Source organism: Microbacterium sp. Bi121, from assembly GCF_918698005.1.
Taxonomy (GTDB): Bacteria; Actinomycetota; Actinomycetes; order Actinomycetales; family Microbacteriaceae; genus Microbacterium.
The window spans coordinates 74,952-99,387 of record NZ_CAKKLJ010000006.1 but is presented as its reverse complement, the minus strand read 5'-3'; the positions used below and the strand labels follow the sequence as shown (position 1 = coordinate 99,387).

The following is a 24,436-nucleotide window of genomic DNA, read 5'->3' as shown; positions in this document are numbered from 1 at the left end:
ATAGGGTCGCGGGATGACGAACGATTCGAAGGTTCCCTCTCGCTTGCGGCGCGCGATCACCGGGCCGCTGCTGTTCGCCTTCATCCTCGGCGACGTGCTCGGTGCGGGGATCTACGCGTTGATGGGTGTGCTCTCCGCCGAGGTCGGCGGGATGCTGTGGGCGCCGCTCCTGCTTGCACTGCTGCTGGCGCTCCTGACAGCGGGCTCCTATGCGGAGCTGGTGACCAAGTACCCGCGCGCCGGCGGGGCCGCGGTGTTCGCCGAACGCGCGTTCCGCAGTCGCATCCTGTCGTTCCTGGTCGGTTTCAGCATGATGGCCGCCGGTGTCGTCAGCGCCGCGGGGCTCGCCATCGCATTCGCGGGGGAGTACCTGCAGACCTTCTTCGCCTTGCCGGTGATCCCCGTCGCGATGGTCTTCCTCGCCATCGTCGCCGCGCTCAATGCCCGCGGCATCCGCGAGTCGATGGGGGCGAACCTCGTCATGACGGCGATCGAGGTGAGCGGTCTCGTGATCGTGATCGTCGTCGTCGGCGTCTTCGTTGCCGGCGGCGGCGGAGATGTCACGAGGGTGACCCAGGCGCCCGAAGCCACGCCGGTCGGCTTCGCGGTGCTCGGGGGAGCGATCATCGCGTACTACTCCTTCGTGGGATTCGAGACGTCCGCGAATGTCATCGAGGAGGTGAAGAGCCCGTCGAAGACCTACCCGCGTGCGTTGTTCGGAGCTCTCATCACGGCAGGAGTCGTCTACGTGCTCGTCGGACTGGCGAGTTCGGCGGCTCTTCCGCCGGAGCAGCTCGAGGGCTCCAGCGGGCCGCTGCTCGCCGTCGTCGAGGCGACCGGAGTCGGCATCCCCTCCTGGCTGTTCAGTCTGATCGCGCTCATAGCCGTCGCGAACGGTGCGCTGCTCACCATGATCATGGCCAGCCGCCTCGCCTACGGCATGGCGGAACAGGGGCTGCTCCCTGGTGCCCTCGCGCGAGTGCTGCCGAAACGCAAGACGCCGTGGGTCGCCATCCTCGCCACGACCCTGGTTGCGATCCTGCTGACACTCGTCGGGGATCTCGCCACGCTCGCAGAGACCGTCGTGCTCCTCCTGCTGTTCGTCTTCATCAGCGCGAACGTCTCCGTGCTCGTCCTGCGTCGGGACCGGGTGGAGCACGAGCACTTCCGCGTCTGGACGTTCGTGCCGGTGCTGGGCATCGCCTCCTGCATCCTGCTGTTGACCCAGCAGCGCCCGCAGGTGTGGCTGTTCGGTGCGATCCTGCTCGCCGTCGGCGTCGTGCTCTACCTGCTGGCGCAGTGGGGCCGGGGCCGGGAGAAGGGCGTCACCGCGCAGCATCCGCTTCGTCAGGCAGACGATCGGACGGGACGATGACGACGTCCTGCACCTTCCAGTCAAGAGCGGCGATCCGTTCGGATGCTTCATCGATGTGACGCAGCGACACCCGGCGCTTCCGAGGCACGACGAACGCCTCGACGTGGAACACCTGACCCTGGTCGCGCATGCGCACCGCCGCGTCGGCTATCCACGGCAATGATCGCAGGGTGTCGACGATGTGCGCGGCGAGCGGATGCGGCTCCTTGTCGTCGTAGGTCGTGGCGCGCTGATCCATGAGGCCGACGACGGCGGACTTGGTGTTTCGGAACCCGTCGTGGATGATCCCGAGCGAGATGAACACGGCCGCCACGCCGTCGAGCCACCACACGCCGACACCGATCCCGAGCACACCGACGACGGATGCCGCGTTCGTCTGCCAGTCGGCCTTGGCCATGTCGGCATCGGTGAACAGCAGCTTGTTGTGCAGCACGGGGGCCAGCTTCGCCTTCGCCGGACCGTAGATGAACACCGGCCCCACGACGACGAGCACCATGACGCCGACCATCAGCCAGCCGAGCCAGATCGTCTGGCCGAACAGCTGCACGGTGCCGATCGTCGCGTGCTCCGCGGCGATCAGTCCCGTCACGGCTTCGAAAGCGAGGTTGAGACCGACCGTGAGAAGCGCGACGCCGGCGACGAGGTGGCCGATCCCCATCGAACGGTGCATGCCGTAGGGGTGCTTCTTGTCGGGCCTGCGGCGGACGAATATGAGAGCGACGAGGAAGGCGACCTGCGGGATCAGCGAGAGCATGTCCTCGATCCAGGCCGTGCGCATGGCCTGTGAGTTGCCCACGACGAAGGCCACCAGCGTGATCGTGCAGGTGGTGTACGCGATCGTGAACCATTCCCAGAACACCGCCTTCTTCAGCGCGACCTGCTGCTCGGGTGGCAGATCGGTGCGGCCGAACTGGTGACTCGGGTTCATGATCCGACCTCCTGATCGAGGAAGGCTTCGAGCTTCGAGAGGAACGCGTTCTCACCGAGCGGCACGAGGAAGACCAGAGTGCGGCCGTCCGACCCTTCGATGTTCTTGTACCCACGGGTGATTCCGGCTCGATCGGCCCACGGGGTCTGATCGGTGAACCCGCCGATCGCGAGGTCGATCCTCCCGGACTCGAGATCGCCGACGAGAGTCTCCTCGGCGCCCGCACTCCATTCGATGCGCGTGTCTATCGACGCGGCGAAGCCCTCCACCAGATCGACGAGCGGCCCGCTGGGCTCGTCGCCGGTGACGACCACCAGGCCGGGGTCGGGAGTGACGCCCACGTGCATGGTCGCACCCGTCACGGATTCCAGCGTGCCGTCCGGGTCAGTCGGAACGGTCACCCCGCACGCCGCGACGGACAGGGTGATGAGGGAGAGAGCGGCGGCGGCAGACGCGCGTCTGACACGACGGCGCAAGAGGCTGCCTCGTCGCGGTGTGATGACGGTCATGAGGGCAGTCTCGTCTTGGGCACAGGGCGCGGCAAGACGCTTGACCGTGACGGACGACGCCGGTATGGCGGCCGAGGCATGAAACCTCGGATACTGTCCGAGTGAGGCCTGAATCAGAACGGAGAAGGAACGGGATGCTGTCCACACTGCGCTTCGCATCGAAGGACGTTTCGCGCGTTGAGGAGACCTGGAAGCAGTTCGTCCCGTCCGCGGCTCTTCAGAACGTGGACCCCACGCGTTTCGCCTTCGACTGGTTCTCGGCAGAGACTCCGGATATGACGCTGGTGCAGTACGAGCTCGCCGCCGAGGTGCGCTCGGTTGTCGAGCCGGACGATCAAATCCTCGTCTGCCGTGTCGACTCGCCTCGCGTCGAACTCGGCTCGGGGCACGCCGACGTCGACGCGCACCTGCCCTGGATGACGGACGGCCGTCAGGTCTGGGCCCGATGGGATGCAGCAGCGAAGGTCAGTGCACTCATCTTCGACCGAACTGCCGCGCAGGATCTTGCTCGTCGAATGAGCGGGAACGACGCGTATCGTCTGCGCGTGAGGGAACTCGGACCGGTCGGACGTGATGCAGCCGCCCAATGGGAGCGCTCGTACGCCTATCTGACCGCATCGCTCGGGCAGGCATCACCCGATGACGACCTGATCCTCGCGGGGCTTCGCCGACACGCGCTGTGGGCGACGCTCACCGCCTTCGATACCGGCTTCGGGGAGGCGCTCGAAGGGGCGGCGCAACTGCGCCCAGCGCCCACGACGGTGCGTCGTGCACTCGATTTCATCGACCAGAACGCCCACCGGGACATCACGGTCGATGACATCGCCGTCGCCGTCCACATGTCCACGCGAGGACTCCAGTACGCGTTTCGTCGCGCCCTCGACACGACCCCGGCCGAGCAGCTTCGCAGAGCGCGCCTGGACGGCGCGCACCGAGAGCTGCTGCGCGGCCGCGCATCGACCGTCGGTCAGATCGCGCGACGCTGGGGGTTCGCGCATCCCTCCCGATTCGCGACCGCATACCGAGACGTCTACGGTGTCGCACCTTCGCAGGCCCTGCGCCGTGGGCGCGGTGACTGACGGCGCACTGAATGTGCGCGGAATGCACCTGCCTCGAGTCCGAGCCGGGGCGCGCGGCGTCGGACGGTTAGATTCAGAGCAGGCGCATGGCCTTCGGGTCAGCAGTTCTGCAGCGCCGTGAGGCATCAGGAGAGCAGAGACGTCATGGGGAGCCTTTACTACGGCGATTCGGCCGAGCCCATCAACATCGAGGATCGTGCGCTGGCGCATCTCAAGATCGTGATCGCGACGAAGCTGCGGCGCAACGAGAGCTTCACGCTCTCATGGCCGCACCCGGAGACCGAAGCGAATGGCCGCAGCACGATCTGGCTTCACCCGTCGATTCCTCTGCGGTTCGTCTTCGACGCGCCGGAGGCGCCCGCGATCAGCCGTCAATGGGTCGAGGATCTCGCGAACTCGGCCAGCTCCAGCGGCGGCATCACCCTGATCGACGAGCACGTGGAGAGCGTGGTCACTGAGAGCTAGGGTCGCCGGGTCCCACACCGGGGGTGTCGTTCATCTCGGATGTGTCCGGGATCTGCGACTCGTCATCCGGATCGATCCGCACCCTGTCGGCGGAACCGGAGTCGGCGCCTGCACGGCCGGCGGGAACCTGCTCGGTCTCGTCGTCCGGCCGGTCTTTCTTCGTCTCGTCGTCGGCGCCTTCGGCGGGGGCCTTCTCGACGTCCGGTGGGCGCATCCCCTGATCTCCGATGCCGCTCATAGTGCACCTTCTTCGGGTTCTGCGCCGGCGGCCAGGCGATCTGCCTCCGCGCTGTCGACCTGATCGTCGTCGATGTCGGGGTCGATCGTGCGCTCGCCGTCGTCATCGACGGTGGCCGGATCGACGCCTGGTTCCGGGACGCCCTCGGCCGCCACGCGGTCGTCGTCGGGGAATGGCAACGGAGGAATGGGGGGATTGGACATGACTTCACCTTTCGTCGATGCTCCGGATGCTACGCAGGCGCCTGTCCGACGCAGACCCGGTTGACCGGAGTCGATCGGCGGACTATAAGTGCGTTCCGCGCCACGCCCGCCTTCTAGAATGAGCGAATGAGTCCGATCGACACCCTCGCCATCGTCGGCGAGGTCGTGTCGTGGATCGGGCTGGGGATCGGCATCCCGCTCCTCGTGATCGCCGGGATGATCGCCTTGGCCGAAGGGCGCTGGGAAGGCGCCGACATCGCCGTGGTCGAGCGCGCGGACGGGACCATCCTGCGGTGGTTCGCCGGCGGCGACTTCCACGAACGGGCCCTCTCCGCCGGTGAGCACGTCGGCGACGGCTGGCACCGGGGGTTCGTCAGCGTGCGCGATCCGAGCCATGCGCGCCTCGATCCGCCCGTGCTGCGGAAGCTCTTCACCACGCTGGGGATCGTGTTCACGGCGCTCGGGGCTGTCGGATTCATCCTGTCGATGATCCCCGCGTTCATCTGAGGCCGATCGGCGTCAGCGCTCTCCGCGTCGCAGTGCGGACGGCCACCAGATCGCGCGACCGATGTCGTATGCCAGCGCCGGGACGAGCAGCGAACGGACGACGAGCGTGTCCAGCAGAACTCCGAAGGCGACGATGAACGCCAGTTGCAGGAGGAACAGGATCGGGATGACGGAGAGGGCTGCGAACGTCGCGGCCAGGACCAGCCCGGCTGATGTGATGACGCCGCCGGTCACGGACAGGCCACGGAGCACGCCCTCGCGGGTTCCGTGCTTGAGTGCCTCCTCGCGCACGCGGGTCATGAGGAAGATGTTGTAATCGATCCCCAGCGCGACGAGGAACACGAAGCCGTAGAGCGGCACTGCGGGGTCGGCGCCGGGGAAGGCGAAGATCCCGTTGAAGACAAGGGCCGACACGCCCATGGCCGTGCCGAACGACAGCACCGTGGTCAGCACCAGCAGCACAGGGGCGAGCACAGACCGCAGCAGCAGCATGAGGATGACCAGGATCACGACGAGGATCAACGGGATGATCAGATTGCGGTCGTGGATCGAGGCGTCGTTCGTATCCACCTGAGTGGCGGTCACCCCGCCTACCAGCGCATGCGAATCGGTCAGGTCGGTGCGCAATTCTCTGACTGTCGAGGCAGCCGCGTCGGAGTCGGCTGCAGCGCTCAGAGTGCCCTGCAGCAGCACGTCGCCGTCGACGATGGTCGGCTCCGGGGTCGGCGTTCCCGGAGGGCCGAACGCGGCGATGCCGTCTTCGGTCACACTCGCCGACCCGCTCGGCGAGTCCGATGCGGTGACTGCGACGGCGTCTATGCCGTCATTGGCGAGCAGCACATCAGCGGCATCCTGAAGCGACTCCTCGGCCACGACCACGTAGACGGGGCTTCCGGAACCGCCGGGGAAGTGCTCGCCGAGCGCCACCTGGCCGTCGCGGGCCTGTGAGGCGCCGAGCACGAGGTCGGACTGCGGAACCCCCGAGGCGTTCAGCTGCGTGATCCCGGCCGCGCCGGCGATGAGCACGAGCGACGTGACGATCCAGATCAGACGTGGACGACGCCCGATGGCGCCGGCGAGGCGCGCCCAGAGCCCGGTGCCGGCCATCCCGCGCTCCGCGGTGACGATGTCGGGTTCGAACTTCGGCCGCCGGGGCCAGAAGGCCGCGCGCCCGAACACGAACAGCAGGGCAGGAAGCAGGGTGAGCGCTGAGAGCATCGCGAAGACGATGCCGATGGAGGCCACAGGGCCGAGTGTGCTGTTCGACTTCAGATCGCTGAGCAGCAGGCAGAGGAGCCCGGCGATCACCGTTCCGCCGGACGCTGCGATCGGCTCGAGCGAGCCCTTCCAGGCGGATATGATCGCCGCGCCCTTGTCCTTCGTGCTGCGCAGCTCCTCCCGGAACCGGGATACGAACAACAGCGAGTAGTCCGTCGCCGCGCCGATCACGAGGATGAAGAGAATGCCTTGGGTCTGACCGCTCAGCAGCAGGATCTCCCATTTGGCCAGCCACCAGACGACCAGCAGTGCGACGCATAGCGCGAACAGGCTGGTCGAGAGGACGACGACCGGCAGGAGCAGCGACCGGTAGACCAGGATCAGGATGACGAGAACAGCCAGGAGGGCGACGGCGAGCAGCAGGCCGTCGATGCCGGAGAAGCCGGCGACCAGATCCGCGGAGAAGCCGGCCGGTCCGGTGACATACACGCTCACGCCCGTCGGCGCAGCGTCGCGCAGGTGCTGACCGAGGGCCTCCACGGTGTCGCCGAGGTCCGCATCGCTGGAGATGGGGATGAAGGCCTGCACGGCACGGCGGTCCTCGGACTGGAGGCCGGGGGAGACCTCGGCGGAGACCCCGTCGACATCCGGGGCGTTCTCGATGGCGCTGTCGATGGCGGAGAGCTGGTCGTCGTCGAGCGCGCCGTCGCCGACGAAGACGACGACGGCTGGGATGGCATCGGAGTCGTTGAACTCGCCCAGCAGGTTCTGCACCTCGGTGGCCTCAGCCGATGTCGGCAGATAGCTGGTCTGGTCGTTCGAGGAGACCTCGCTCACCTTGCCGAAGAGCGGGCCGCCCATGCCGGCCGCGACGAGCCACGCGATGATGAGAAGAGCTGGGACGAGTGCGCGCGCCCATGATCGGCGACGCACGCGGGTACGCGGAGTCGTGGATGCGGTGTTCTTCGGCATGGGACCTCATTTAGCTAGCCAGGCAAGAGGTAAGCCTAGCAGGAAACAAGTTGGAGGTAGCATCGTCACCATGTCCGAGGTTCCTCCCTTCGAATCGGGATCCGGCGTCTACGACGTGGATGTCAGCGATCCTCACGGCGAGCTGATCGATCGGAGCGCCGTGTCGGCGGCCGACGTCCGCCAGATCAGCGCGCTCATGCGCGCGCTGGGGGAGTTGCGGGAGGCCGAGCAGAAGATCTCGGAGGCGTCCTTGCGGTACATGAAACTCAACAGCACCGACATGCGGGCGCTGCATTTCCTCATCGCCTGCGAAAACAGCGGGTCTGTCGCGACGCCGGGTGCGATGGCGGCTCACCTCGGCATCTCCACGGCTTCGACGACCAAGCTGCTCGACCGCTTGGAGCGGGGAGGCCACGTCACGAGATCCCCGCACCCGTCCGACCGGCGGGCGCTCGCGATCGCGATCACAGCGGCGACGAGGCGCTCGGCGATCGAGACGGTCGGGCGTCAGCACGCCCGTCGGTTCGCAGCCGCGGCCCGACTCGCTCCGGCCGAGCGCGAGATCATCACCCGGTTCCTCGCGGATATGACGACGGAGATCGCCCTCGGCGATGAGCCGTGGGCGATCTCCGCAGAAGAATGATGCCGGTCAGTGCGCGGCGCGGTACGCCTCGATGACAGTCGCAGGGATGCGTCCGCGCTCCGAGACCTGGTGGCCGTTCTCGTTGGCCCACTCGCGGATCGCGGCGGTCTCGGGAGATGCTGCCGATCGCTTGCGAGCTGATCCTGATCGCGCGCCGGCCGCCGAGGCGCGACGGGCACCCGCGATGTACGGCTCGAGAGCCTTTCGGAATTCGTCCGCGTTCTCGGTCGTCAGGTCGATCTCGTATGCGGTGCTGTTCAGGGAGAAGTGAACGGTCTCACCTTCTCCGACCCCGAGAACGGTTCCGTCGATGTCATCAACCAGCTGGTGCACAATTCGTCGAGCCATTCACTCAGCTTACGCAGGAGGAATGCGCGGAGACAATGTTCCCGAACGCATTCTTCGGGAATTCAGCCGTCTGATATCAGGGAAGAATTCCGGCTCGTCGAGCACGTGCGACTGCGGCATGTCTTGTCGATGCGTCCAATTTCGACATCGCCGTTCCCAGATACGCCTTGACCGTTCCTTCACGAAGCCCGAGTTGTGAGGCGATCTCGGCATTCGTGCCGCCGAGCGCCACGCAGGCGAGCACATCGGTCTCGCGTGGCGAGAGCTGCACGGTCGGAATCGGGCGTGTGATCGGACCGGTCGCCGGGGTGGCGTCACCGGCGAAGGTGAGCAGCGTCTTCTCGAGTCGACTCAGCCGCGTACGCAGAGCGGAGTCGGTGACCTCGGCGGAGATGCTGCGCAGCTCGGCGAAGCTCTCCCGCAGTTCCTCTCGATCCGATGACGAGAGGATCTGCCCTTGCGGAGCGAGTGCGCGTACGCGGCGGTCGACCTCATCACGGATGCGCAACTCGGATGCGACGTCGTCGGCGACGTTCATCGCCGGAGCAGTCGTCACGCCGCCGACCGGTGCTTCCTTCCACGCGCCGGCGTAGAGGACACCACGTGAGCGGCCGCCGACGACGATCGGGACGGCGAGAAGAGTGCGCAATCCCTCCCCGAGGATGAATTCGTCGTAATCGTGGGTGATGTGCCGCGATGCGCCGTAGTCGCTGGTCATCCGCGGTCGCAGCTCTGACATCGCCCGCCCGCCGAGGCCACGGTCGGGCCGCACTCCCAGCCCCTCGATGCTCCGGGTGCGCGTACCGACGATGCTCGTCACCGACACCACGCCGTCTTCGAACAAGCCCCCGAAAGCGACGGGAAAGCGGGTGCGTCGAGCGAGCTCGCGCACGGCATGTGTCACGAGATCAGCGTCCGGATCAAGTGCGATCGTTGTGCTCCTCGGTACCGACTTTCGGGGGTGACGGCGTTGGCCCCCGTTTCGTAGCGTCGACCCTACCACTCGCGCGGGTCTCACCGCGCGAGGATCCGACATGAGGCAAGGAGGCCCCATGACTGACCGAATCCCTGATGAGTCCGGCGGTGGAATCGACTACGTCGCCGTCGAGGAATCACCCCGATTCCAAGCACTGAAACGCACGCAGCGTTCATTCATCTTCCCTCTCGCTGCACTGTTCCTTATCTGGTATTTCGTCTATGTCTTGCTCGGCGCATACGCGACCGAATTAATGGGCCAGCGAGTATGGGGCGATATCACCGTCGGCCTGCTGCTCGGACTCGGGCAATTCGTCACGACATTCGCCATCACGATGGCATATGTGTCGTTCGCGAACCGAAAGCTCGACCCCAAGGCTGCGGCGATCCGCGAAGACCTCGAGAATGCGCAGGCGCAGTCATGAATATCGTTCACCTGGCCGCCGCCCCGAGCGGTGAGAACAATCCGATCCTGAACATCTCGATCTTCGCGGCATTCGTCGCGGTGACGCTCTTCATCGTCATCCGTGCGAGCCGCAACAACAAGACCGCAGCCGACTACTACGCGGCCGGTCGATCCTTCACCGGCCCGCAGAACGGCTTCGCGATCGCCGGAGACTACCTGTCGGCAGCATCCTTCCTCGGTATCTGCGGAGCGATCGCCGTGAACGGATACGACGGATTCCTCTACTCGATCGGATTCCTCGTCGCGTGGCTCGTCGCGCTGCTGCTCGTGGCCGAGCTGATGCGCAACACGGGAAAGTTCACGATGGCCGACGTGCTGTCGTTCCGGCTCAAGCAGCGCCCCGTTCGGATGGCCGCCGCGATCACCACGCTCGCGGTCTGCTTCTTCTACCTGCTGGCGCAGATGGCCGGAGCCGGCGGGCTCGTCTCGCTGCTCATGGGCATCGAGGGGCGGATCGGCCAGTCCGTCGTCATCGCCGTCGTGGGCGTTCTCATGATCATCTACGTCCTGATCGGCGGGATGAAGGGCACGACCTGGGTGCAGATCGTCAAGGCGTTCCTGCTGATCGGCGGGGCGATCGTGATGACGATCTGGGTGCTGGCCATCAACGGCTTCAACCTGAACACGCTGCTCGAGTCTGCTGTCGCAGCCTCGCCGCAGGGCGACGCCGTGCTCGCACCGGGTCTCCAGTACGGCGCGAACCCGCTGGACTTCGTGTCGCTCGGCCTCGCACTGGTGCTCGGTACGGCGGGCCTGCCGCACGTGCTGATGCGCTTCTACACGGTGCCGACGGCCAAGGAGGCCCGTCGCTCCGTGGTGTGGGCGATCTGGCTGATCGGCGGTTTCTACCTGCTGACGCTGGTGCTCGGCTACGGCGCGGGGGCGCTCGTCGGTCCAGAGGTGATCCAGGCGGCTCCCGGAGGTGTGAACTCGGCGGCGCCGCTGCTGGCGCAATACCTCGGAGGACCGCTGCTTCTCGGATTCATCTCGGCAGTCGCGTTCGCCACGATCCTCGCGGTCGTCGCCGGCCTCACGATCACGGCTGCGGCGTCGTTCGCGCACGACATCTACGCGAACGTCATCCAGAAGGGACGCAAGAATGCCGACGGCACGCCCGTCGACGCAGATCCGAACGCCGAGGTGAAGGTCGCCCGACGCACGGTGATCGTCATCGGCATCCTCGCGATCGTCGGCGGCATCGGAGCGCAGGGGCAGAACATCGCGTTCCTGGTCGCGCTCGCCTTCGCGGTCGCGGCATCCGCGAACCTGCCGACGATCCTGTACTCGCTGTTCTGGCGCCGGTTCAACACCCGCGGCGCCGTCTGGAGCATGTACGGCGGACTCGGCTCGGCGATCATCCTCATCGTGCTCTCGCCGGTGTTCTCCGGATCGGAGACGGCGATGATCCCGTCGATCGACATCGCGATCTGGCCGCTCAACAACCCAGGTATCGTCTCGATCCCGCTCGGGTTCGCCCTCGGCTGGCTGGGCACCATCACCAGTCGTGCCACCGAGTCGCGGGAGCTGGCCGCCGAGATGGAGGTGCGTTCGCTGACCGGCTTCGGGGCCGAGAAGGCGGTCGATCACTGACCTCGTCTCGCTGAGCCCTGCTCACCGCGATGAGCTCGAGGCGGGAACCTCTGGCGGCCCACGCGCCAGGGGTTCCCGCCTTGTCTACGCCCGCTCGAGGTCGAGCAGGTAGCGCTTGTGCTCGGGGTGCGCGCCGTACTGACCAGGGCTGCCGTCCGAGCGCACCACGCGGTGGACGGGGACGATGATCGAGAACGGGGTGATCCGACACGCGGTGCCCACAGCCCGTGCCGCACCAGGGCTGCCCGCGACCACCGCCACTTCGCCGTAGCTCATCGTCTCGCCCCAGGGGATCGCGGCGATCGTCTGGAGCGCTGTCCTGTGGAACCCGTCGACGAGTCGCCAGTCGAACCGCACATGCTCGTCGAATGCGACCGGCGATCCGGCGAAGTAGTCGTCGAGAAGGTGCGCGAGCTCGTCGGCGGCGCCCGGGTCGGGAACAGGTGTGTCGTGCAGCCGGGCAGAGACTGCCTCGAGCAGCCAGGGCACCGACGGATCGACCGCTTCGGACAGATCGAACCGGACGATGCCTTCGTCGGAGAACACGACGAGCGCGTCGCCGAACGGAGTGGGTGCGAAGTCGTAGCGGAATGTCATGCGCTCATCCTGAACCGTGTGTCGACCTCGCAGCGGCCGAGATCTCACGAGTGGGGGAGAAGCCGCTGAACACCCTCCGATGTGGAGGAGATGTGGGCCAATCCGGTGAAACCCGCTCAGGATACAGGGTGCGTGGGACACCGGAGCCTAGTCTGTCTATGTGTGGCGACGTGAAGACAAGGCCGCGGATGCCGCGGCAGCGGATGCCGCGATGATGATCGGCGATCAGCAGAGTGACCCGACCGCCGTCGTGGTCGCGCACATCGCCGACGCCGAACGCACTCGGCTGCGCGCCGAAGCCGCCGACCTCGGCGGACCCTCGCCGCTGATCACCTACCGGGACACGGTCGAGGGCGGCATCGACATCTCGAAGGCGCACCCGGGGAGCCTGCCGCAGTTCATCACCGGCAAGTCGACGTTGCTGTCGAATCTCTTCCGCGACGAGGTCGGACTGCGCACAGCGCGTCTGGCCGCCGAGCGCATCACCGCGAAGCACACCGAGCTGCGAATGGTCAGGGGGATCGACGCGGTCCATCTCGCCGTCGGCATCGCGAGCTGGCGCATCGGCGGCGCGGAGTTCGCGGCTCCGGTGCTGCTGCGCCCGCTGGCCATCCGCCGCCACCACACCGACTACGAGCTCAAGCTGCAGGGCGCTTTCGTGGTCAACCCCGAGCTCGTGCGCATCGCACGCGAGCACTTCGGCATCACCATCGACGCCGAGGCACTGGCGTCCCTCGCGTACGACGGCGGCATCTTCAAGCCGCAGCCCGTGATCGACCGGCTGCGCGCGGCCACCCAGTCGATCGACACGTTCGCCGTGCTGCCGCGTCTGGTCGTCTCGACGTTCGCCGACGTCGGCGCATCGCTGGCGCGCGACAGCCGCTTTCTCGACCACAGGCTGCTGAACGCGCTCGCCGGCCACGATGCCGACCGTGAACAGGTAACCGCAGCCCGCCCGCTCCCGCACATCACCGGCCCGGACGAACGCGCTCCAGCGTCCGACACCCTCCTGCTGGACGCCGACGCCGAACAGGAGTCCGTGCTCGCCCGCATCTCAGCCGGTCACTCCCTGGTCGTATCGACCCTTCCGGGAACCGGCGGCACCCAGACGGTCATCAACGCGCTCGGCGAGCTGGTCCGCGCCGGCAAGCGCGTGCTGGTCGTCTCTGCCCGCCGATCCACGTTGGACGGCGTCCGTCACCGCCTCAGCGGCATCGGCCTGGACAGCCTCACAGTCTCGCCCGCCAGCATCCGCCGCGATCTCGTGCGCGCGATCGGCCGCAACGAGAAGGCGACGACCCCGAAGGTCAGCGAGGTCGACGACGCGCTCGTTCGACTGCGCAACGTCCTGATCGACTATCGCAAGTCGCTGAGCGCGCCGATCGACGGCCTCGGCGCGACCGTCCTGGATGCGACGCGTCAACTGACCAGGCTCGCCTCGCTGCCGACGCCTCCGGCGACCACCGCGCGACTGAACGCCGACACGCTGCGGCGCCTCGCGGGCGATCGGAGTGCTGCCGCTGCCGCACTCGTCCAGGCCGCCAGGCTCGGCGAGTTCCGCTTCGGCCCGAACGACTCGCCGTGGTACGGGGTCAACTTCCGCAGCACGCAGGACGCGCGGGCCGCGCACGAGCTCGCCGGTCGTCTTCACTCCACCAGCGTTCCCGACCTGCTCGAGCGCGGCTACGCGCTGATCTCGCAGACGCGCATGCGCCCCTTCGCGACCATCGATGAGCTGGGCGAGTACGTGCGCCTGCTCGAGGGAATCCGCGACTCGCTCGACCGCTTCAGCCCCACCGTCTTCGAGCGCCCCCTGGGGGAGCTCATCCAGGCGCACGGCTCCCGCCGCGATGCACCCGCGATGTCCGGAGCCAACCGTCGGCGCCTGCGCCGCCTCGCCAAGGAGTACGTCCGGCCGGGCGTGCACATCGCCGAGATGCACGAGGCACTGCTGCGCATCCAGCAGCAGCGCACGCAGTGGCAGCGGTTCGTCGATGCGGGTGTGGCGCCGGAGATCCCGCTGGGCCTCGGCGAGGTCTACTCGTCGTGGCAGCGGGTGGCAGCCGGGCTGTCCGAATTGGATGCCGCACTCGGTCGCCGCGAACCCCTCGCGACGCTCCCCGTGGAGCGCCTGGTGCGCACGCTGGCGGGTCTCGCCGCGAAATCGGATGTGTTCGACAACATCGTCGAACGCGCGACGATCCGCGACGAACTGGCGACGCTGGGCCTCGAGCCCCTGCTCGCCGACCTCTCGGTGCGTCACGTCGCGGACGACCGCGTCGCCGACGAGCTCGAGTTCGCCTGGTGGCAGTCGCTGCTCGAGCGCGCTCTGCAGGAGAACCGGGCGCTGCTCGGCGCGAACACGGCAGTCGTCGATCGACTCGAGCGCGACTTCCGTCTGGTCGACGAGGCTCATGCCGCGATGGCGGGTCCGCTGCTGGCCTGGCAGCTCGCGAACCAGTGGCGGATCGCGATCGTCGACGAGCCGACCGAGTCGCAGAACCTGCGCCGGGCACTCACCCAGGGCACGCCGACGACGGCCGAGATCGTGTCGGCCGCACCGACGCTCATGAACGTCCTGGCCCCGGCGTGGATCGCGTCGCCCTACCTCGTCCCCGAGATCCCCGACTCCGTCGAGTTCGACACGGTGCTGCTCGTGGATGCCGCTGCCATCAACCTCGCTGAGGCGGCGCCGGCGATCCGTCGCGCTCGTCAGGTCGTCGCGTTCGGCGATCCGGTCACCCAGCGGCCCACCCCGTTCGAGTCGGCAGTGGATGCCGGCGAGGAGTGGGAGGCCGAGGTGCCGTTCGACGAGACCTCGGTGTTCGAGCGCCTTGCCGAGCTGCTGCCCGTCATGACCCTGACGCGGAGCTACCGCGCGGGTGGCGAAGACCTGGCCGAGCTCATCAACGATGCGTTCTACGGGGGAGAGATCGTGTCGCTCCCGTGGGCGGGCTCGTACCTCGGCCGTGGCAGTCTGACCGTCGACTACGTCGAAGGCGGAGTCGGCGCACCGGACCCGATATCCGGTGCCGTGGAGAGCCCGGATGCCGAGGTCGCGCGCGTCGTCACCCTCGTCGTCGAGCACGCCGTGCACCGTCCGTCCGAGTCGCTCATGGTGATCACCGCCAGCGCCCGACACGCCGAGCGCGTGCGTGCTGCTGTGACGACGGCGTTCGCCGGGCGCTCGGACGTCGCTGATTTCGTCGGCCGCGACACCGCAGAGCCGTTCGCCGTGCTCACCCTCGAGGAGTCGGTCGCGGAGAGCCGCGATCGCGTGATCTTCTCGCTCGGCTACGGCCTCACCAAGCACGGCCGGGTCCTCAGCGACTTCGGCGATCTGTCGACACCAGACGGCGAGCGGCTGCTGACGGTCGGCATGACGCGTGCGCGGCGATCGATGGTCATCGTGTCGTCGATCCGCCCGTCCTCGTTCGACGACGGGCGCCTCGAGCACGGAGCATCCACCCTCATGTCGATCCTCGGCGGCCTCGCCGCACGGGGCAGGGACTCCCGCTTGGAGGACCTCGCGGATCCGCTCACGCTGGCCCTCGCCCGCGAGCTGCGTCGACTGGGAGCCTCCGTCGACGTGGACTATCGCGGACTCCTGCCGCTGGTCGCTCAGCACAACGGCAAGGCCGTCGTGATCGAGTCGGATCCGGAGACGCTCGGTGAATCGCTGCGCGAGACCATTCGTCTGCGACCGCACGTACTCAGACGCCTCGGGTGGCACTATGTGCGCGTGCACGCCTTCGACCTGTACAGCGACCCCGTGACCGCCGCATCCCGGATCGCCGCCGTCCTCGGCATCGCTCCCGATGCCGTGCGGGCCGAGACGGACACGCAGCCGATCGACCTGCCGGGCGATGTCTGACCAGGATTCCCCTGTGGATGCCGCTGAGCCGCAGCGTCAGCGGATCGTCCGCGTCGCCGGCAGTCGCCGCGCCCGCCTGACACCCGTCGCCGGCACCGACCCTGCCCCTGACGTGCCGCCGAAGTCCGAGCGGCCGGAGCGGCGGGGTGCGAAGGGCGCGAACGACGATCAGCTGTTTCGCGACGTTCCCCCGCACTACTGAGATACAAGAAAGAAAGGGCCCCCGCTGCGCGGGAGCCCTTTCGGCGTTGCAGGTTCGTACTCAGAGGCGTGGAGCGGTGCCTGCGGTGCCGGCAGCACCGCTGCGCAGAGCGTCGCGGATCTCGATTAGCAGCTCCTGCTCGGTGGGCAGGGTCTCCTCTTCGACGGCGGGGTTCCTGGCAGCCTGGCGCTCCTTGTACTTGTTCATCGGAACGACGAAGACGAAGTACACGACGAGTGCGACAGCGAGGAAGCTGATGATGGCGGTGATGAGGCTGCCGAGCGGGAAGGTGACCTGCTGGCCGTAGAGGCCGGTCAGGGTCGGGCCGAAATTGCCCGAGTCGTCCGGCTGGTAGAACAGTGCGACGAGCGGGGTGATGATGCTGTCGACGACCGCGGTGACGATGGCGGTGAACGCCGTGCCGATGACGACCGCGACCGCGAGGTCGATGACGTTGCCCTTGGTGATGAATTCCTTGAATCCCTGGAACATGGGAACCCCCGTAGGTGTGTTCTGACCTCAGGTCGAGGCCGGCGCCGCCGCGGGCGCCGGTTTGGCGCTCGTCGACGATTCCGTCTTCGATGATGCCGATGAACGGGGCTTTTCGCCACCGCCACTCCGAGAATCCGTGCGATAGAAGCCGGATCCGTTGAAGGTCACCCCGATCGATCCGTACTGCTTGCGCAGCGCTCCGCCGCACTCGGGGCAGAGCGTCAGCGCGTCGTCTGAGAAGGACTGCACAGCATCGAAGGCGTGGTCGCACGACGTGCAGGCATAGGCGTAGGTGGGCATGTGCGTCTCTGTATGGCTCAGTGTCGCTGCGGCGACAGATGGAGGGTTCGCGTGGGAGTCACGACGCCCGATACCGGCTGGTCGTGCAGCTCCCGCGGAAGGGAGTCGAGTACTTCGGAATCATAAGTCACCGCATACACGGGCGGGCAGTTCTCCATGGATCCGATGGTCTTGTCGAAGTATCCCCGGCCCCAGCCGAGTCGCGTGCCCTCGGCATCCACGGCGGCGGCGGGGATGATCATGAGGTCGACGTCGTTCACGGCGATCGGACCGAGGACCTCCCCGGTCGGTTCGGGCAACCCGAACATGCCCTCGGCGATCTCATCGGAGTCGTCGGCGACGGCCCAGTCGAGCAGGCCGTCGGCGCGGGTGATCGGCAGGAGCACTCGTATGCCGCGACGCACGGCGCCGGTGATGAACTCGCGAGTGTCGGGCTCGGTCGTCGTCGACAGGAAGCATGAGATCGAGTGCGCCTCGTGCGCGGAGACCAGCGCATCGAGCTGCTCGGTGATGCCGGATGCCGCTGCCTCGCGCTGCTGATCCGAGAGCAGTTGGCGGCGCTCGCGCAGGTCGGCGCGCAGTGCGCGCTTTTCTTGTTCGACGTCGGGCGACATGCTGAGATTCTACGTGGCGGTGCTGATGCCCGCCCCCAGTAAGCTGGCCAGATGGGAAAGCAGTCGATCAAGGCAGTCATTCCGGCAGCGGGCCTCGGCACGCGCTTCCTTCCGGCGACCAAGGCGATGCCGAAGGAGATGCTGCCGGTCGTCGACAAGCCGGCCATCCAGTACGTCGTCGAAGAGGCCGCAGCTGCGGGCATCGACGACATCCTCGTCATCATCGGGCGCAACAAGAACGCGATCTCCGACCACTTCGACTCCGTGCCGGAGCTCGAGGTGCGACTCACCGAGAAGGGCGACACCGGTCGCCTCGAGCGGGTCATGAAGTCGAGCGACCTCGCAGACATCCACTTCGTCCGCCAGGGCGAGCCCAAGGGGCTCGGGCACGCGGTTCTGCGCGCCAAGACGCACGTGGGCGACAGCTCGTTCGTCGTCATGCTCGGCGACGACCTCATCGACGAGCGCGATGAGCTCATCACGACGATGATGGCCGAGCACGAGCGCACCGGTGCCACGGTCGTCGCCCTCATGGAGGTCGACCCCGAGCAGATCCACATGTACGGCGCCGCGGCCGTCGAGTCCACCGACAGGGACGACATCGTGCGGGTCACCGGGCTCGTCGAGAAGCCGGCCAAGGAGGATGCGCCCTCGAACCTCGCCGTCATCGGCCGCTACGTGCTGCCGGCGTCGGTCTTCCCGATCCTCGAGCGCACCGAGCCGGGCAAGGGCGGCGAGATCCAGCTGACCGACGCCCTGCAGGAGCTGGCCGCCGATCCGAACGGACCCGGCGTCGTCGGTGTGATCTTCCGCGGTCGCCGCTACGACACCGGCGACCGCGTCGACTACATCAAGGCGATCGTCCAGCTCGCCTCCGACCGCGACGACCTCGGCGACGACCTGCGGCCGTGGCTCAAGGAGTTCGCCGAGAGCCTCTAGGCCTTCCGGCGGGGTAGATCGATGGAATACCTGCAGGGTCATCGTCACGGTCCCGTGGAGCTGCGGCTCATCAGGACCCGCGACGCGCGCACCCTTCAGAACGAACTGCTCGCCAATCGCTCGTGGCTGCAGCGGTGGGAGGCGACGATCCCCGGCGGGACGGCGTCGTTCGACATGCGGCTGAGCATCCGGCGGCTCCTCCAGCAGTACCGCGACGGCGGCGGCTATCCGTTCGTGATGCTGCACGACGGTGAGATCGCCGGGCAGCTCAACGTCTGGGGCGTGGCCCGCGGCTCGTTGAACTCGGCGACGATCGGGTACTGGGTCAGCGAGCGATTCGCCGGGCGGGGAATCACTCCGACCGCGGTCGCGCTCGCCACTGATGCGTGCTTCACCGAGTACGGCCTGCATCGGATGGAGATCTGCATCCGACCGGAGAACGCCGCGAGCCTGCGCGTCGTGCAGAAGCTCGGTTTCCGATACGAGGGCTTCCGGCGTCGATACATCCACATCGACGGCGATTGGCGGGATCACTACGCGTTCGCGCTGACCCGTGAGGATGTGCCGGATGGAGTGCTGGCGCGCTGGCTCAGCGGCCGTGCGCCACAGGACGCCGCCAGCATCCCACCCGCCGATCGACTCGCGATCTGAAACCCGTCCGATGTCGCCGGGCGACACGCGCCGGCGCTGAGGGGCGCGCGGGGCGCGGTCGAATACCGTTGAGGCTATGAATGGGCCGGTGCTGAGTGGGGGCGTGATCGTCCTTGTCGCAGTGCTGCTCTGGATGCTTTATCTGCTGCCGTCATGGCGCGGCCGGTATCAGTACAACGCCGCCGAACGGAACGCCGTTCGCCTGAATCAGGCTCTTCGCGTTCTCGCCGAGACGAGCGAGACGCCCCAAGAGGTGCGCCTGGAGCTCAACGCCCGCACCGCGCTCGCGCAGCAGAAGCTCGCCAAGCGGCTGCAGTCGGAGAAGGAAGCCGCAGAACTCGTGCAGCTTCGAGCCGAACTCGCCGCTGCCAGCGCCGATCCTGTGCTCCGCCAGGCGCGCGCACGTCGGCGGGTCCGTATTGTCGCAGCATCCGTGCTTGTGGTGGGGCTCGCACTCGCCGGACTCGGGGTCTGGCAGCAGATCGCCGTCGCATCTGCGGTGCTGATCTGGATCGGTGGCGCTGTGGCCGTCGCGGCAGCCATCACGCTGCAGAAGATGGCGTCCGTTGCGCGCCGCGCGCTGAACCGGCCCGCAGCGACCGTCCTGGCGGACAATGCGCCGCGCGTCTCGCCGCCTCTGCACGATCAGGGGCGCGCGTCGTGGACGCCGCGTCCACTGCCGGCGCCGATGGCATCCGTCAGCGGATCGCTGGCGCAGACCGCCCAGGCCGAGATCGAAGCGAAGCGCGAGTTGGTTCGGGCTGAGCGCATGGCCGAGCTGCGCAAGCGCGCAGCGCAGATGGCTCCGGCGGAGCCGATCTCGCTGCCTGCTGCTCCCGCTCCACCCGCGGAACAGCCTGCCTCGCCGTACGCACGCATGGGCTTCGTGGACGACGACGAGATCGAGCGGCACGTCCGTCAACTGCTGCAGCGGCGCGCGGCCGGTTGAGCATCGCCTCGGCGCAACGCCCCTTTCGAGCGTGATAATCTAGCTGAGGTTCATGGGCCTATGGCGCAGTTGGTAGCGCGCCTCGTTCGCATCGAGGAGGTCAGGGGTTCGAATCCCCTTAGGTCCACCGAACGTGAAGCCCCCAGGCAGCTGCCGGGGGCTTCACTCATTCCCCCGAGAAGTCGTAGGCTCCGAGCATGAATGCGAGGGCTGTACTGGGTGCCGCGGCTGCTGTGGCCGTGCTCGTCCTCGCGTCGTGTGCTCCGCAGTCGGACGTCTCACCGGACACGGATGCTGCAACACCAGGGGTGGCCTCTGCAGGCGCCCCAACCGCCGTCGCCGACGGGCTCGACGTGCCGTGGTCCGTGGCGTTCTTCGACGACATCCCGCTCGTCAGCGAACGCGACACGGCACGCATCGTCGAGCTCGACGACACCGGCGCAGCGCGCGAGGTCGTCGTGGTGCCGGGGGTCCAGCCGTCCGGCGAGGGCGGCCTCCTCGGCATCGCCGTGCGCGACGACCACCTCTACGCGTACTTCACATCCGTCGACGACAACCGCATCGTGCGCTTCCCGATCGAGGGAGGGTCCGGCAGCGTGAGCGTCGGGGATCCGGAGACCGTGCTCGACGGCATCCCGTCGGCCGGCAATCACAACGGCGGCCGCATCGCGTTCGGACCGGACGGGATGCTGTACGCGACAGCGGGCGACGCAGGAGACCGCCCATCCGCCCAGGACCTGGACAGCCTGGGCGGAAAGATCCTGCGCATGACCCCGGACGGCGATACCCCCGCAGACAACCCGTTCCCCGGCTCCTACGTGTACAGCTACGGGCACCGCAACCCGCAGGGCATCGCCTGGGATGCCGACGGCACGATGTACGCGTCCGAGTTCGGGCAGGACACCTGGGACGAGCTCAACGTCATCGAGGCCGGCGGCGACTACGGCTGGCCCGAGGTCGAGGGGATCGCAGAGGACGAACGCTACATCGACCCCGTGCAGCAATGGCAGCCCGCCGAAGCGAGCCCGAGCGGCATCGCGGTCGCGGGCGGCTGCATCTTCATCGCGAACCTCCGAGGCGAGCGGCTGCGACAGGTGCCGCTCGACGACCTCACGGCCTCCACCGAGCTCTGGACCGGCGAGTACGGCCGGCTGCGTGACGTCGTCGTCGCGCCCGATGACGCGCTCTGGGTGCTGACCAACAACACCGACGGTCGCGGGAGTCCAGGGCTCGACGACGATCGCATCGTGCGGTTCGATCCCGCCCTCTGAGAAGATCGGAGTCGCTCAGGGAGCCAGCGACTCCGCAGGGTCAGCAGGCCGCCCGGCATCCCTGATGATGTCGGCGACGACGTCCGCGTCGAAATGGAAGACGAGCTCGTCCGGAGTCAGTCGCTCGACGAACGGCACGACGCGCACGCGATCGCCGTCGATCGTCACGACCGATCCGCCGAAGCCGTTGATCGCCGCTTCCTCCGCCGGGTCGCCGAACCCGCATGAGACGTTGGTCACGCCTGGGGCGACGGTGACGGGCACCCCCGCCACGAACTCCGTGATCGGCAAGTGGTAATGACCAGAGAGGATGACGCGAACGTCCGTGCCCGCGACGATGTCGATGAGGTCGCGTCCGTCCTGCTCATCCAGGGCGAGCGCCTGCAGCAGATCGGTCTGGGCGCCCACGGGAGGGTGGTGCACGACGACGACGGTGCCGTTCTCTGCCGGGGTGACAAGCGTCTCGCGCAGGAACTGCTTCTGCTCATCCTCGAGACCGCCGAACCCGACGCCCTGCACCGAACTGTCGAGGACGATGACGCGCCACCCCTCGTGCGTGGCGACAGATGCCACCGGGCGCTCCAGATCGATGCCCGCGAGCTCCTGCTCACCGGCATCCGGCTGTCCGCCGCCCAGAACCGCACGGAAGGCCTCGCGCCTGTCGTGATTGCCCATCGCGAAGACGAGGCGCGCTCCGCGCGCCTGCGCCCACGGCGTGAGCTGCTCGCGGACGTGCCGGTACGACTCCTCGGTGCCGTCCTCGCTCACATCGCCCGAGACGACCACGAGGTCGAACAGCAGATGCCCGACCTGCGCGAGTGCACGGCGAAGGTGCTCCGCCGTGTCGACGACTCCGTAATGGCGCCCGCCGTCTCCGGAGAAATGCGTGTCGCTGAGATGCAGGATTCGCAGACCGCTCATGCACTCACTCTGCCAGAAAGCAGTGACATCTCACCCGCGACATCTCACCCGAGGATCAGGGTCGCAGCCAGCAGCACCGGGATGCACCCGACCGTCGTGATGAACACCGTGTCCCGGGAGATGGACTCGCCGATGTCGTACCGCTGCGAGTAGTTGAACACGTTCTGCGCCGTGGGAAGCGCCGCCAGCACCACCACGATCAGCACCTCATGCGCCGACAGGCCGAACAGGAACTCCGCGACGACCCAGGCGATCACCGGCATGACCAGCAGCTTCAACGTGCTCGCGAGAAGAACGTCTCGCCGATGCCCCGAGGTGCCGAGCACCCTCTGCCCGAAAAGAGAGATGCCATAGCTGATCAGAAGCACGGGTACGCAAGCGTTCGCGATCAGGGTCGCCGGCTCCATCACGATCGGCGGCAGCTGAATGCCGAGCACCGAGACGAGTGTGCCGAGCGCCGAGCCGACGATGATCGGATTCGTCGCCGTGCGGACGAACGTGCGCCACGCAGAGGTGCGTCCGCTCGTCACCGTGTCGAGGATCGTCAGTGAGATCGGCGTGAAGACCAGCAGCTGCATGAGGATCACCGGCGCCGGGTAGGCGGCGCTGCCGAGCAGGTACAGCGACAGCGGGATGCCGATGTTGTTCGAGTTCACCTGCCCAGCGGACAGCGCGCCGATGACCGTCTCACCGATCGGTCGCTTCCAGGCCAGGCGAGCGACCAGTGCGTACGCGCCGATGACCGCGATCGCAGCGATCGCCGATACCGGCAGGAGCGACGAGAACAGCACACGTGCATCCGCCTGCGCGAGAACCGTGAACAGCAGGAAGGGCGACAGGACGAAGAAGGTCAGCCGGCCGAGCACATGCCGTGCGCCAGGGCCGAGGAGGTCGATGCGACCGAGGATGTACCCGACGGCGATCGCGAGTCCGACGACGGCGAATCCGGTCAGAGTCTCGAGCACTTCTCGAGCCTAGTGCTCGGCCGTTCCGGCGTCTCGCCGCGAGATTCCGTTTTTTCCTTCTCACCGGGTAATTTGACTTCCCTTGGGAACCGGCTATGGTCGGTGGCACACACGCCAGCCGATACGAGAGGGGAAGCGAGTCCCAATGGCAGGAAAGACGCCGACAGTGAAGACGGGCAAGAAGACAGCGCAGCTGACGCTCAAGGAGAAGCGAGCAGCCAAGCGCGCCAAGCAGGCGCCGGAATCCTTCATCAAGCCCCGCAAGGGCGCGGCAGGCTGACCCGACGAAGGCCTGGCCCCTGGGGGAGTCGCGGACTGGTGAGCTGCGGCTCCCCTCACCACGTCCACCGGTCGGTCACCTCAGGCGGCGTTGAAGCTCCGCAGCCGTCTCGATGACGGTCTTCGCCGCGTCGGCCTCGGCCGGCCCCGAGCCGCTCGACCAGGTGACGGCGACGGCCGCCACCGGCCACCCGGAAGCGTCGAGCACCGCTGCGCCGACCGACCGCGTGCCGCTCGTGACCTCACCGTCCTCTGAGGCGTATCCGGCGGCGCGGATGCTGCGCAGCAGTTCGCGCAGTTCGCCGGCCCGACCGGGGCCGAGCCCCGTCCGCGTGGAGAACGCCGACGCGTGGGGATACAGCGCCCGTACCTGTTCGCGGGGGAGCGCGGCGAGCATGGCACGCCCCGTCGCCGTCAGATGCGCAGGCAGGCGCACGCCGACGTCGGTGACGAGCGCAGGCCGACGCGGTGCTCGCTCCTCGACGATGTAGACGACATCGGAGCCGCTCAGCACACCGAGGTGCGTGCTCTCTCCGAGTCGGTCGGCAAGGGCCGCGACGAGCGGGCGGCCGAGCCTGGCCAGTGGCTGCTGGCGGGCGAAACCGCCGGCGAGCTCGGATGCCGACGTGCCCAGCGCCCACCGCCGCGCTTCACGAAGGTGCAGCACGAATCCGTGGTCGCAGAGCGTGTTGAGCAGGTGGTGGACGCTCGAACGCGGGAGGTCGAGATCGCGAGCGATGGCGGATGCCGCGACCGGGGCAGGACGCGTCGCCAGGTGACGCAGGATCCGCAGCGTCTGGTCGGCTGCCGGGACCTGCGGGGCCGTTCGCGTATTGTCTGGGATCACAGACACAGGATGCCATGCC

General features: G+C 67.6%; 27 protein-coding genes and 1 tRNA gene. 14 read left to right on the top strand and 14 right to left on the bottom strand.

The features are described 5' to 3' along the window. Nucleotides 1-13: 13 nt before the first annotated feature. A complete protein-coding gene (locus LQZ87_RS11130) occupies nucleotides 14-1,375 on the top strand; it encodes an APC family permease (protein ID WP_230103542.1) in 1,362 nt (453 codons plus the stop codon). Here LQZ87_RS11130 and LQZ87_RS11125 read toward each other — a convergent pair. Both LQZ87_RS11125 and LQZ87_RS11120 read right to left on the bottom strand, forming a co-directional pair. After that, nucleotides 1,326-2,303 carry a cation transporter gene (locus LQZ87_RS11125; protein WP_230103541.1) on the bottom strand — a complete coding sequence of 326 codons (978 nt, stop codon included), beginning with the start codon at nucleotides 2,301-2,303 and terminating at the stop codon, nucleotides 1,326-1,328. The genes LQZ87_RS11130 and LQZ87_RS11125 overlap by 50 nt on opposite strands. Beyond that, complete coding sequence (locus LQZ87_RS11120; protein WP_230103540.1) at nucleotides 2,300-2,812, bottom strand: hypothetical protein; 513 nt, start codon at nucleotides 2,810-2,812, stop codon at nucleotides 2,300-2,302. Before LQZ87_RS11120 ends, LQZ87_RS11125 begins: the two co-directional genes overlap by 4 nt. 134 nt (nucleotides 2,813-2,946) lie before the next feature. On the opposite strand from LQZ87_RS11120, the gene LQZ87_RS11115 reads away from it, so the two are divergent. Together LQZ87_RS11115 and LQZ87_RS11110 are read left to right on the top strand one after the other, a co-directional pair. After that, entirely contained in the window at nucleotides 2,947-3,891 is a 945-nt protein-coding gene (locus LQZ87_RS11115; RefSeq protein WP_230103539.1) for an AraC family transcriptional regulator, read from the top strand. Nucleotides 3,892-4,035: 144 nt separating this feature from the next. Beyond that, nucleotides 4,036-4,356, top strand: a complete 321-nt coding sequence (locus LQZ87_RS11110; protein WP_230103538.1) for a hypothetical protein — start codon at nucleotides 4,036-4,038, stop codon at nucleotides 4,354-4,356. Here the strand turns inward: LQZ87_RS11110 and LQZ87_RS11105 are convergent. Both LQZ87_RS11105 and LQZ87_RS11100 read right to left on the bottom strand, forming a co-directional pair. Next, a complete protein-coding gene (locus LQZ87_RS11105; RefSeq protein ID WP_230103537.1) occupies nucleotides 4,343-4,594 on the bottom strand; it encodes a hypothetical protein in 252 nt (83 codons plus the stop codon). The two genes, LQZ87_RS11110 and LQZ87_RS11105, sit on opposite strands and share 14 nt — an antisense overlap. Further along, nucleotides 4,591-4,797 carry a hypothetical protein gene (locus LQZ87_RS11100; RefSeq protein WP_230103536.1) on the bottom strand — a complete coding sequence of 69 codons (207 nt, stop codon included), beginning with the start codon at nucleotides 4,795-4,797 and terminating at the stop codon, nucleotides 4,591-4,593. Before LQZ87_RS11100 ends, LQZ87_RS11105 begins: the two co-directional genes overlap by 4 nt. Nucleotides 4,798-4,923: 126 nt before the next feature. On the opposite strand from LQZ87_RS11100, the gene LQZ87_RS11095 reads away from it, so the two are divergent. Beyond that, nucleotides 4,924-5,304, top strand: a complete 381-nt coding sequence (locus tag LQZ87_RS11095) for a hypothetical protein (protein ID WP_230103535.1) — start codon at nucleotides 4,924-4,926, stop codon at nucleotides 5,302-5,304. A 12-nt stretch (nucleotides 5,305-5,316) separates the two neighbouring features. Here the strand turns inward: LQZ87_RS11095 and LQZ87_RS11090 are convergent, their stop codons facing one another. Then, nucleotides 5,317-7,494, bottom strand: coding sequence for an MMPL family transporter (locus LQZ87_RS11090; RefSeq protein WP_230103534.1), 2,178 nt, complete (start codon nucleotides 7,492-7,494; stop codon nucleotides 5,317-5,319). Nucleotides 7,495-7,564: 70 nt separating this feature from the next. Here LQZ87_RS11090 and LQZ87_RS11085 point away from each other — a divergent pair, with 70 nt between their 5' ends. Then, a complete protein-coding gene (locus LQZ87_RS11085) occupies nucleotides 7,565-8,137 on the top strand; it encodes a MarR family transcriptional regulator (protein WP_230103533.1) in 573 nt (190 codons plus the stop codon). 6 nt (nucleotides 8,138-8,143) lie between these two features. Here LQZ87_RS11085 and LQZ87_RS11080 read toward each other — a convergent pair whose 3' ends face one another. Continuing rightward, nucleotides 8,144-8,485, bottom strand: a complete 342-nt coding sequence (locus LQZ87_RS11080) for an Lsr2 family protein (protein WP_230103532.1) — start codon at nucleotides 8,483-8,485, stop codon at nucleotides 8,144-8,146. A 76-nt stretch (nucleotides 8,486-8,561) separates the two neighbouring features. Beyond that, a complete protein-coding gene (locus LQZ87_RS11075; RefSeq protein ID WP_230103531.1) occupies nucleotides 8,562-9,389 on the bottom strand; it encodes a LuxR C-terminal-related transcriptional regulator in 828 nt (275 codons plus the stop codon). Nucleotides 9,390-9,537: 148 nt separating this feature from the next. Between LQZ87_RS11075 and LQZ87_RS11070 the strand changes: the two genes are divergently transcribed. Together LQZ87_RS11070 and LQZ87_RS11065 are read left to right on the top strand one after the other, a co-directional pair. Further along, nucleotides 9,538-9,885: a DUF485 domain-containing protein gene (locus tag LQZ87_RS11070; protein ID WP_230103530.1), complete on the top strand. Its 348-nt coding sequence runs from the start codon at nucleotides 9,538-9,540 to the stop codon at nucleotides 9,883-9,885. After that, nucleotides 9,882-11,516, top strand: a complete 1,635-nt coding sequence (locus LQZ87_RS11065; RefSeq protein ID WP_230103529.1) for a cation acetate symporter — start codon at nucleotides 9,882-9,884, stop codon at nucleotides 11,514-11,516. Before LQZ87_RS11070 ends, LQZ87_RS11065 begins: the two co-directional genes overlap by 4 nt. Before the next feature lie 84 nt (nucleotides 11,517-11,600). On the opposite strand, the gene LQZ87_RS11060 is transcribed toward LQZ87_RS11065, so the two are convergent. Further along, nucleotides 11,601-12,113: a methylated-DNA--[protein]-cysteine S-methyltransferase gene (locus LQZ87_RS11060; RefSeq protein ID WP_230103528.1), complete on the bottom strand. Its 513-nt coding sequence runs from the start codon at nucleotides 12,111-12,113 to the stop codon at nucleotides 11,601-11,603. Nucleotides 12,114-12,324: 211 nt separating this feature from the next. Here LQZ87_RS11060 and LQZ87_RS11055 point away from each other — a divergent pair, with 211 nt between their 5' ends. Both LQZ87_RS11055 and LQZ87_RS11050 read left to right on the top strand, forming a co-directional pair. Further along, a complete protein-coding gene (locus LQZ87_RS11055; RefSeq protein ID WP_230103675.1) occupies nucleotides 12,325-15,987 on the top strand; it encodes an AAA family ATPase in 3,663 nt (1,220 codons plus the stop codon). Further along, a complete protein-coding gene (locus LQZ87_RS11050; protein WP_230103527.1) occupies nucleotides 15,980-16,189 on the top strand; it encodes a hypothetical protein in 210 nt (69 codons plus the stop codon). The genes LQZ87_RS11055 and LQZ87_RS11050 overlap by 8 nt, the downstream gene beginning before the upstream one ends. Before the next feature lie 60 nt (nucleotides 16,190-16,249). Here the strand turns inward: LQZ87_RS11050 and mscL are convergent, their stop codons facing one another. Genes mscL through LQZ87_RS11035 form a run of 3 tightly spaced genes read right to left on the bottom strand, consistent with a single transcriptional unit; the run spans nucleotide 16,250 to nucleotide 17,595 of the window. Beyond that, nucleotides 16,250-16,681, bottom strand: a complete 432-nt coding sequence (gene mscL, locus LQZ87_RS11045) for a large conductance mechanosensitive channel protein MscL (protein ID WP_230103526.1) — start codon at nucleotides 16,679-16,681, stop codon at nucleotides 16,250-16,252. Between the two features lie 27 nt (nucleotides 16,682-16,708). Beyond that, nucleotides 16,709-16,981 (bottom strand): FmdB family zinc ribbon protein, encoded by a 273-nt coding sequence (locus tag LQZ87_RS11040; protein WP_230103525.1) that lies wholly within the window; start codon nucleotides 16,979-16,981, stop codon nucleotides 16,709-16,711. A gap of 17 nt (nucleotides 16,982-16,998) precedes the next feature. Beyond that, nucleotides 16,999-17,595: a 5-formyltetrahydrofolate cyclo-ligase gene (locus LQZ87_RS11035; RefSeq protein WP_230103524.1), complete on the bottom strand. Its 597-nt coding sequence runs from the start codon at nucleotides 17,593-17,595 to the stop codon at nucleotides 16,999-17,001. 51 nt (nucleotides 17,596-17,646) lie between these two features. On the opposite strand from LQZ87_RS11035, the gene galU reads away from it, so the two are divergent. From galU to LQZ87_RS11010, 5 genes are all read left to right on the top strand, one after another. After that, entirely contained in the window at nucleotides 17,647-18,534 is an 888-nt protein-coding gene (gene galU / locus LQZ87_RS11030; RefSeq protein WP_230103523.1) for a UTP--glucose-1-phosphate uridylyltransferase GalU, read from the top strand. Between the two features lie 21 nt (nucleotides 18,535-18,555). Then, nucleotides 18,556-19,185, top strand: coding sequence for a GNAT family protein (locus LQZ87_RS11025; protein ID WP_230103522.1), 630 nt, complete (start codon nucleotides 18,556-18,558; stop codon nucleotides 19,183-19,185). A gap of 103 nt (nucleotides 19,186-19,288) precedes the next feature. Then, on the top strand, nucleotides 19,289-20,134 hold the full coding sequence (locus tag LQZ87_RS11020) for a hypothetical protein (protein ID WP_230103521.1): 846 nt from the start codon (nucleotides 19,289-19,291) through the stop codon (nucleotides 20,132-20,134). 54 nt (nucleotides 20,135-20,188) lie between these two features. Beyond that, nucleotides 20,189-20,261, top strand: a tRNA-Ala gene (locus LQZ87_RS11015). 70 nt (nucleotides 20,262-20,331) lie between these two features. Then, nucleotides 20,332-21,405: a PQQ-dependent sugar dehydrogenase gene (locus LQZ87_RS11010; protein ID WP_230103520.1), complete on the top strand. Its 1,074-nt coding sequence runs from the start codon at nucleotides 20,332-20,334 to the stop codon at nucleotides 21,403-21,405. Between the two features lie 15 nt (nucleotides 21,406-21,420). Here the strand turns inward: LQZ87_RS11010 and LQZ87_RS11005 are convergent, their stop codons facing one another. The 3 genes from LQZ87_RS11005 to LQZ87_RS10995 all read right to left on the bottom strand — a co-directional run bounded on the left by LQZ87_RS11005 (nucleotide 21,421) and on the right by LQZ87_RS10995 (nucleotide 24,414). Next, nucleotides 21,421-22,326, bottom strand: a complete 906-nt coding sequence (locus LQZ87_RS11005; protein WP_230103519.1) for a metallophosphoesterase — start codon at nucleotides 22,324-22,326, stop codon at nucleotides 21,421-21,423. Nucleotides 22,327-22,370: 44 nt separating this feature from the next. After that, complete coding sequence (locus LQZ87_RS11000) at nucleotides 22,371-23,291, bottom strand: AEC family transporter (protein ID WP_230103518.1); 921 nt, start codon at nucleotides 23,289-23,291, stop codon at nucleotides 22,371-22,373. Nucleotides 23,292-23,646: 355 nt separating this feature from the next. Beyond that, nucleotides 23,647-24,414 carry an IclR family transcriptional regulator gene (locus LQZ87_RS10995; RefSeq protein WP_230103674.1) on the bottom strand — a complete coding sequence of 256 codons (768 nt, stop codon included), beginning with the start codon at nucleotides 24,412-24,414 and terminating at the stop codon, nucleotides 23,647-23,649. Nucleotides 24,415-24,436: the final 22 nt, after the last annotated feature.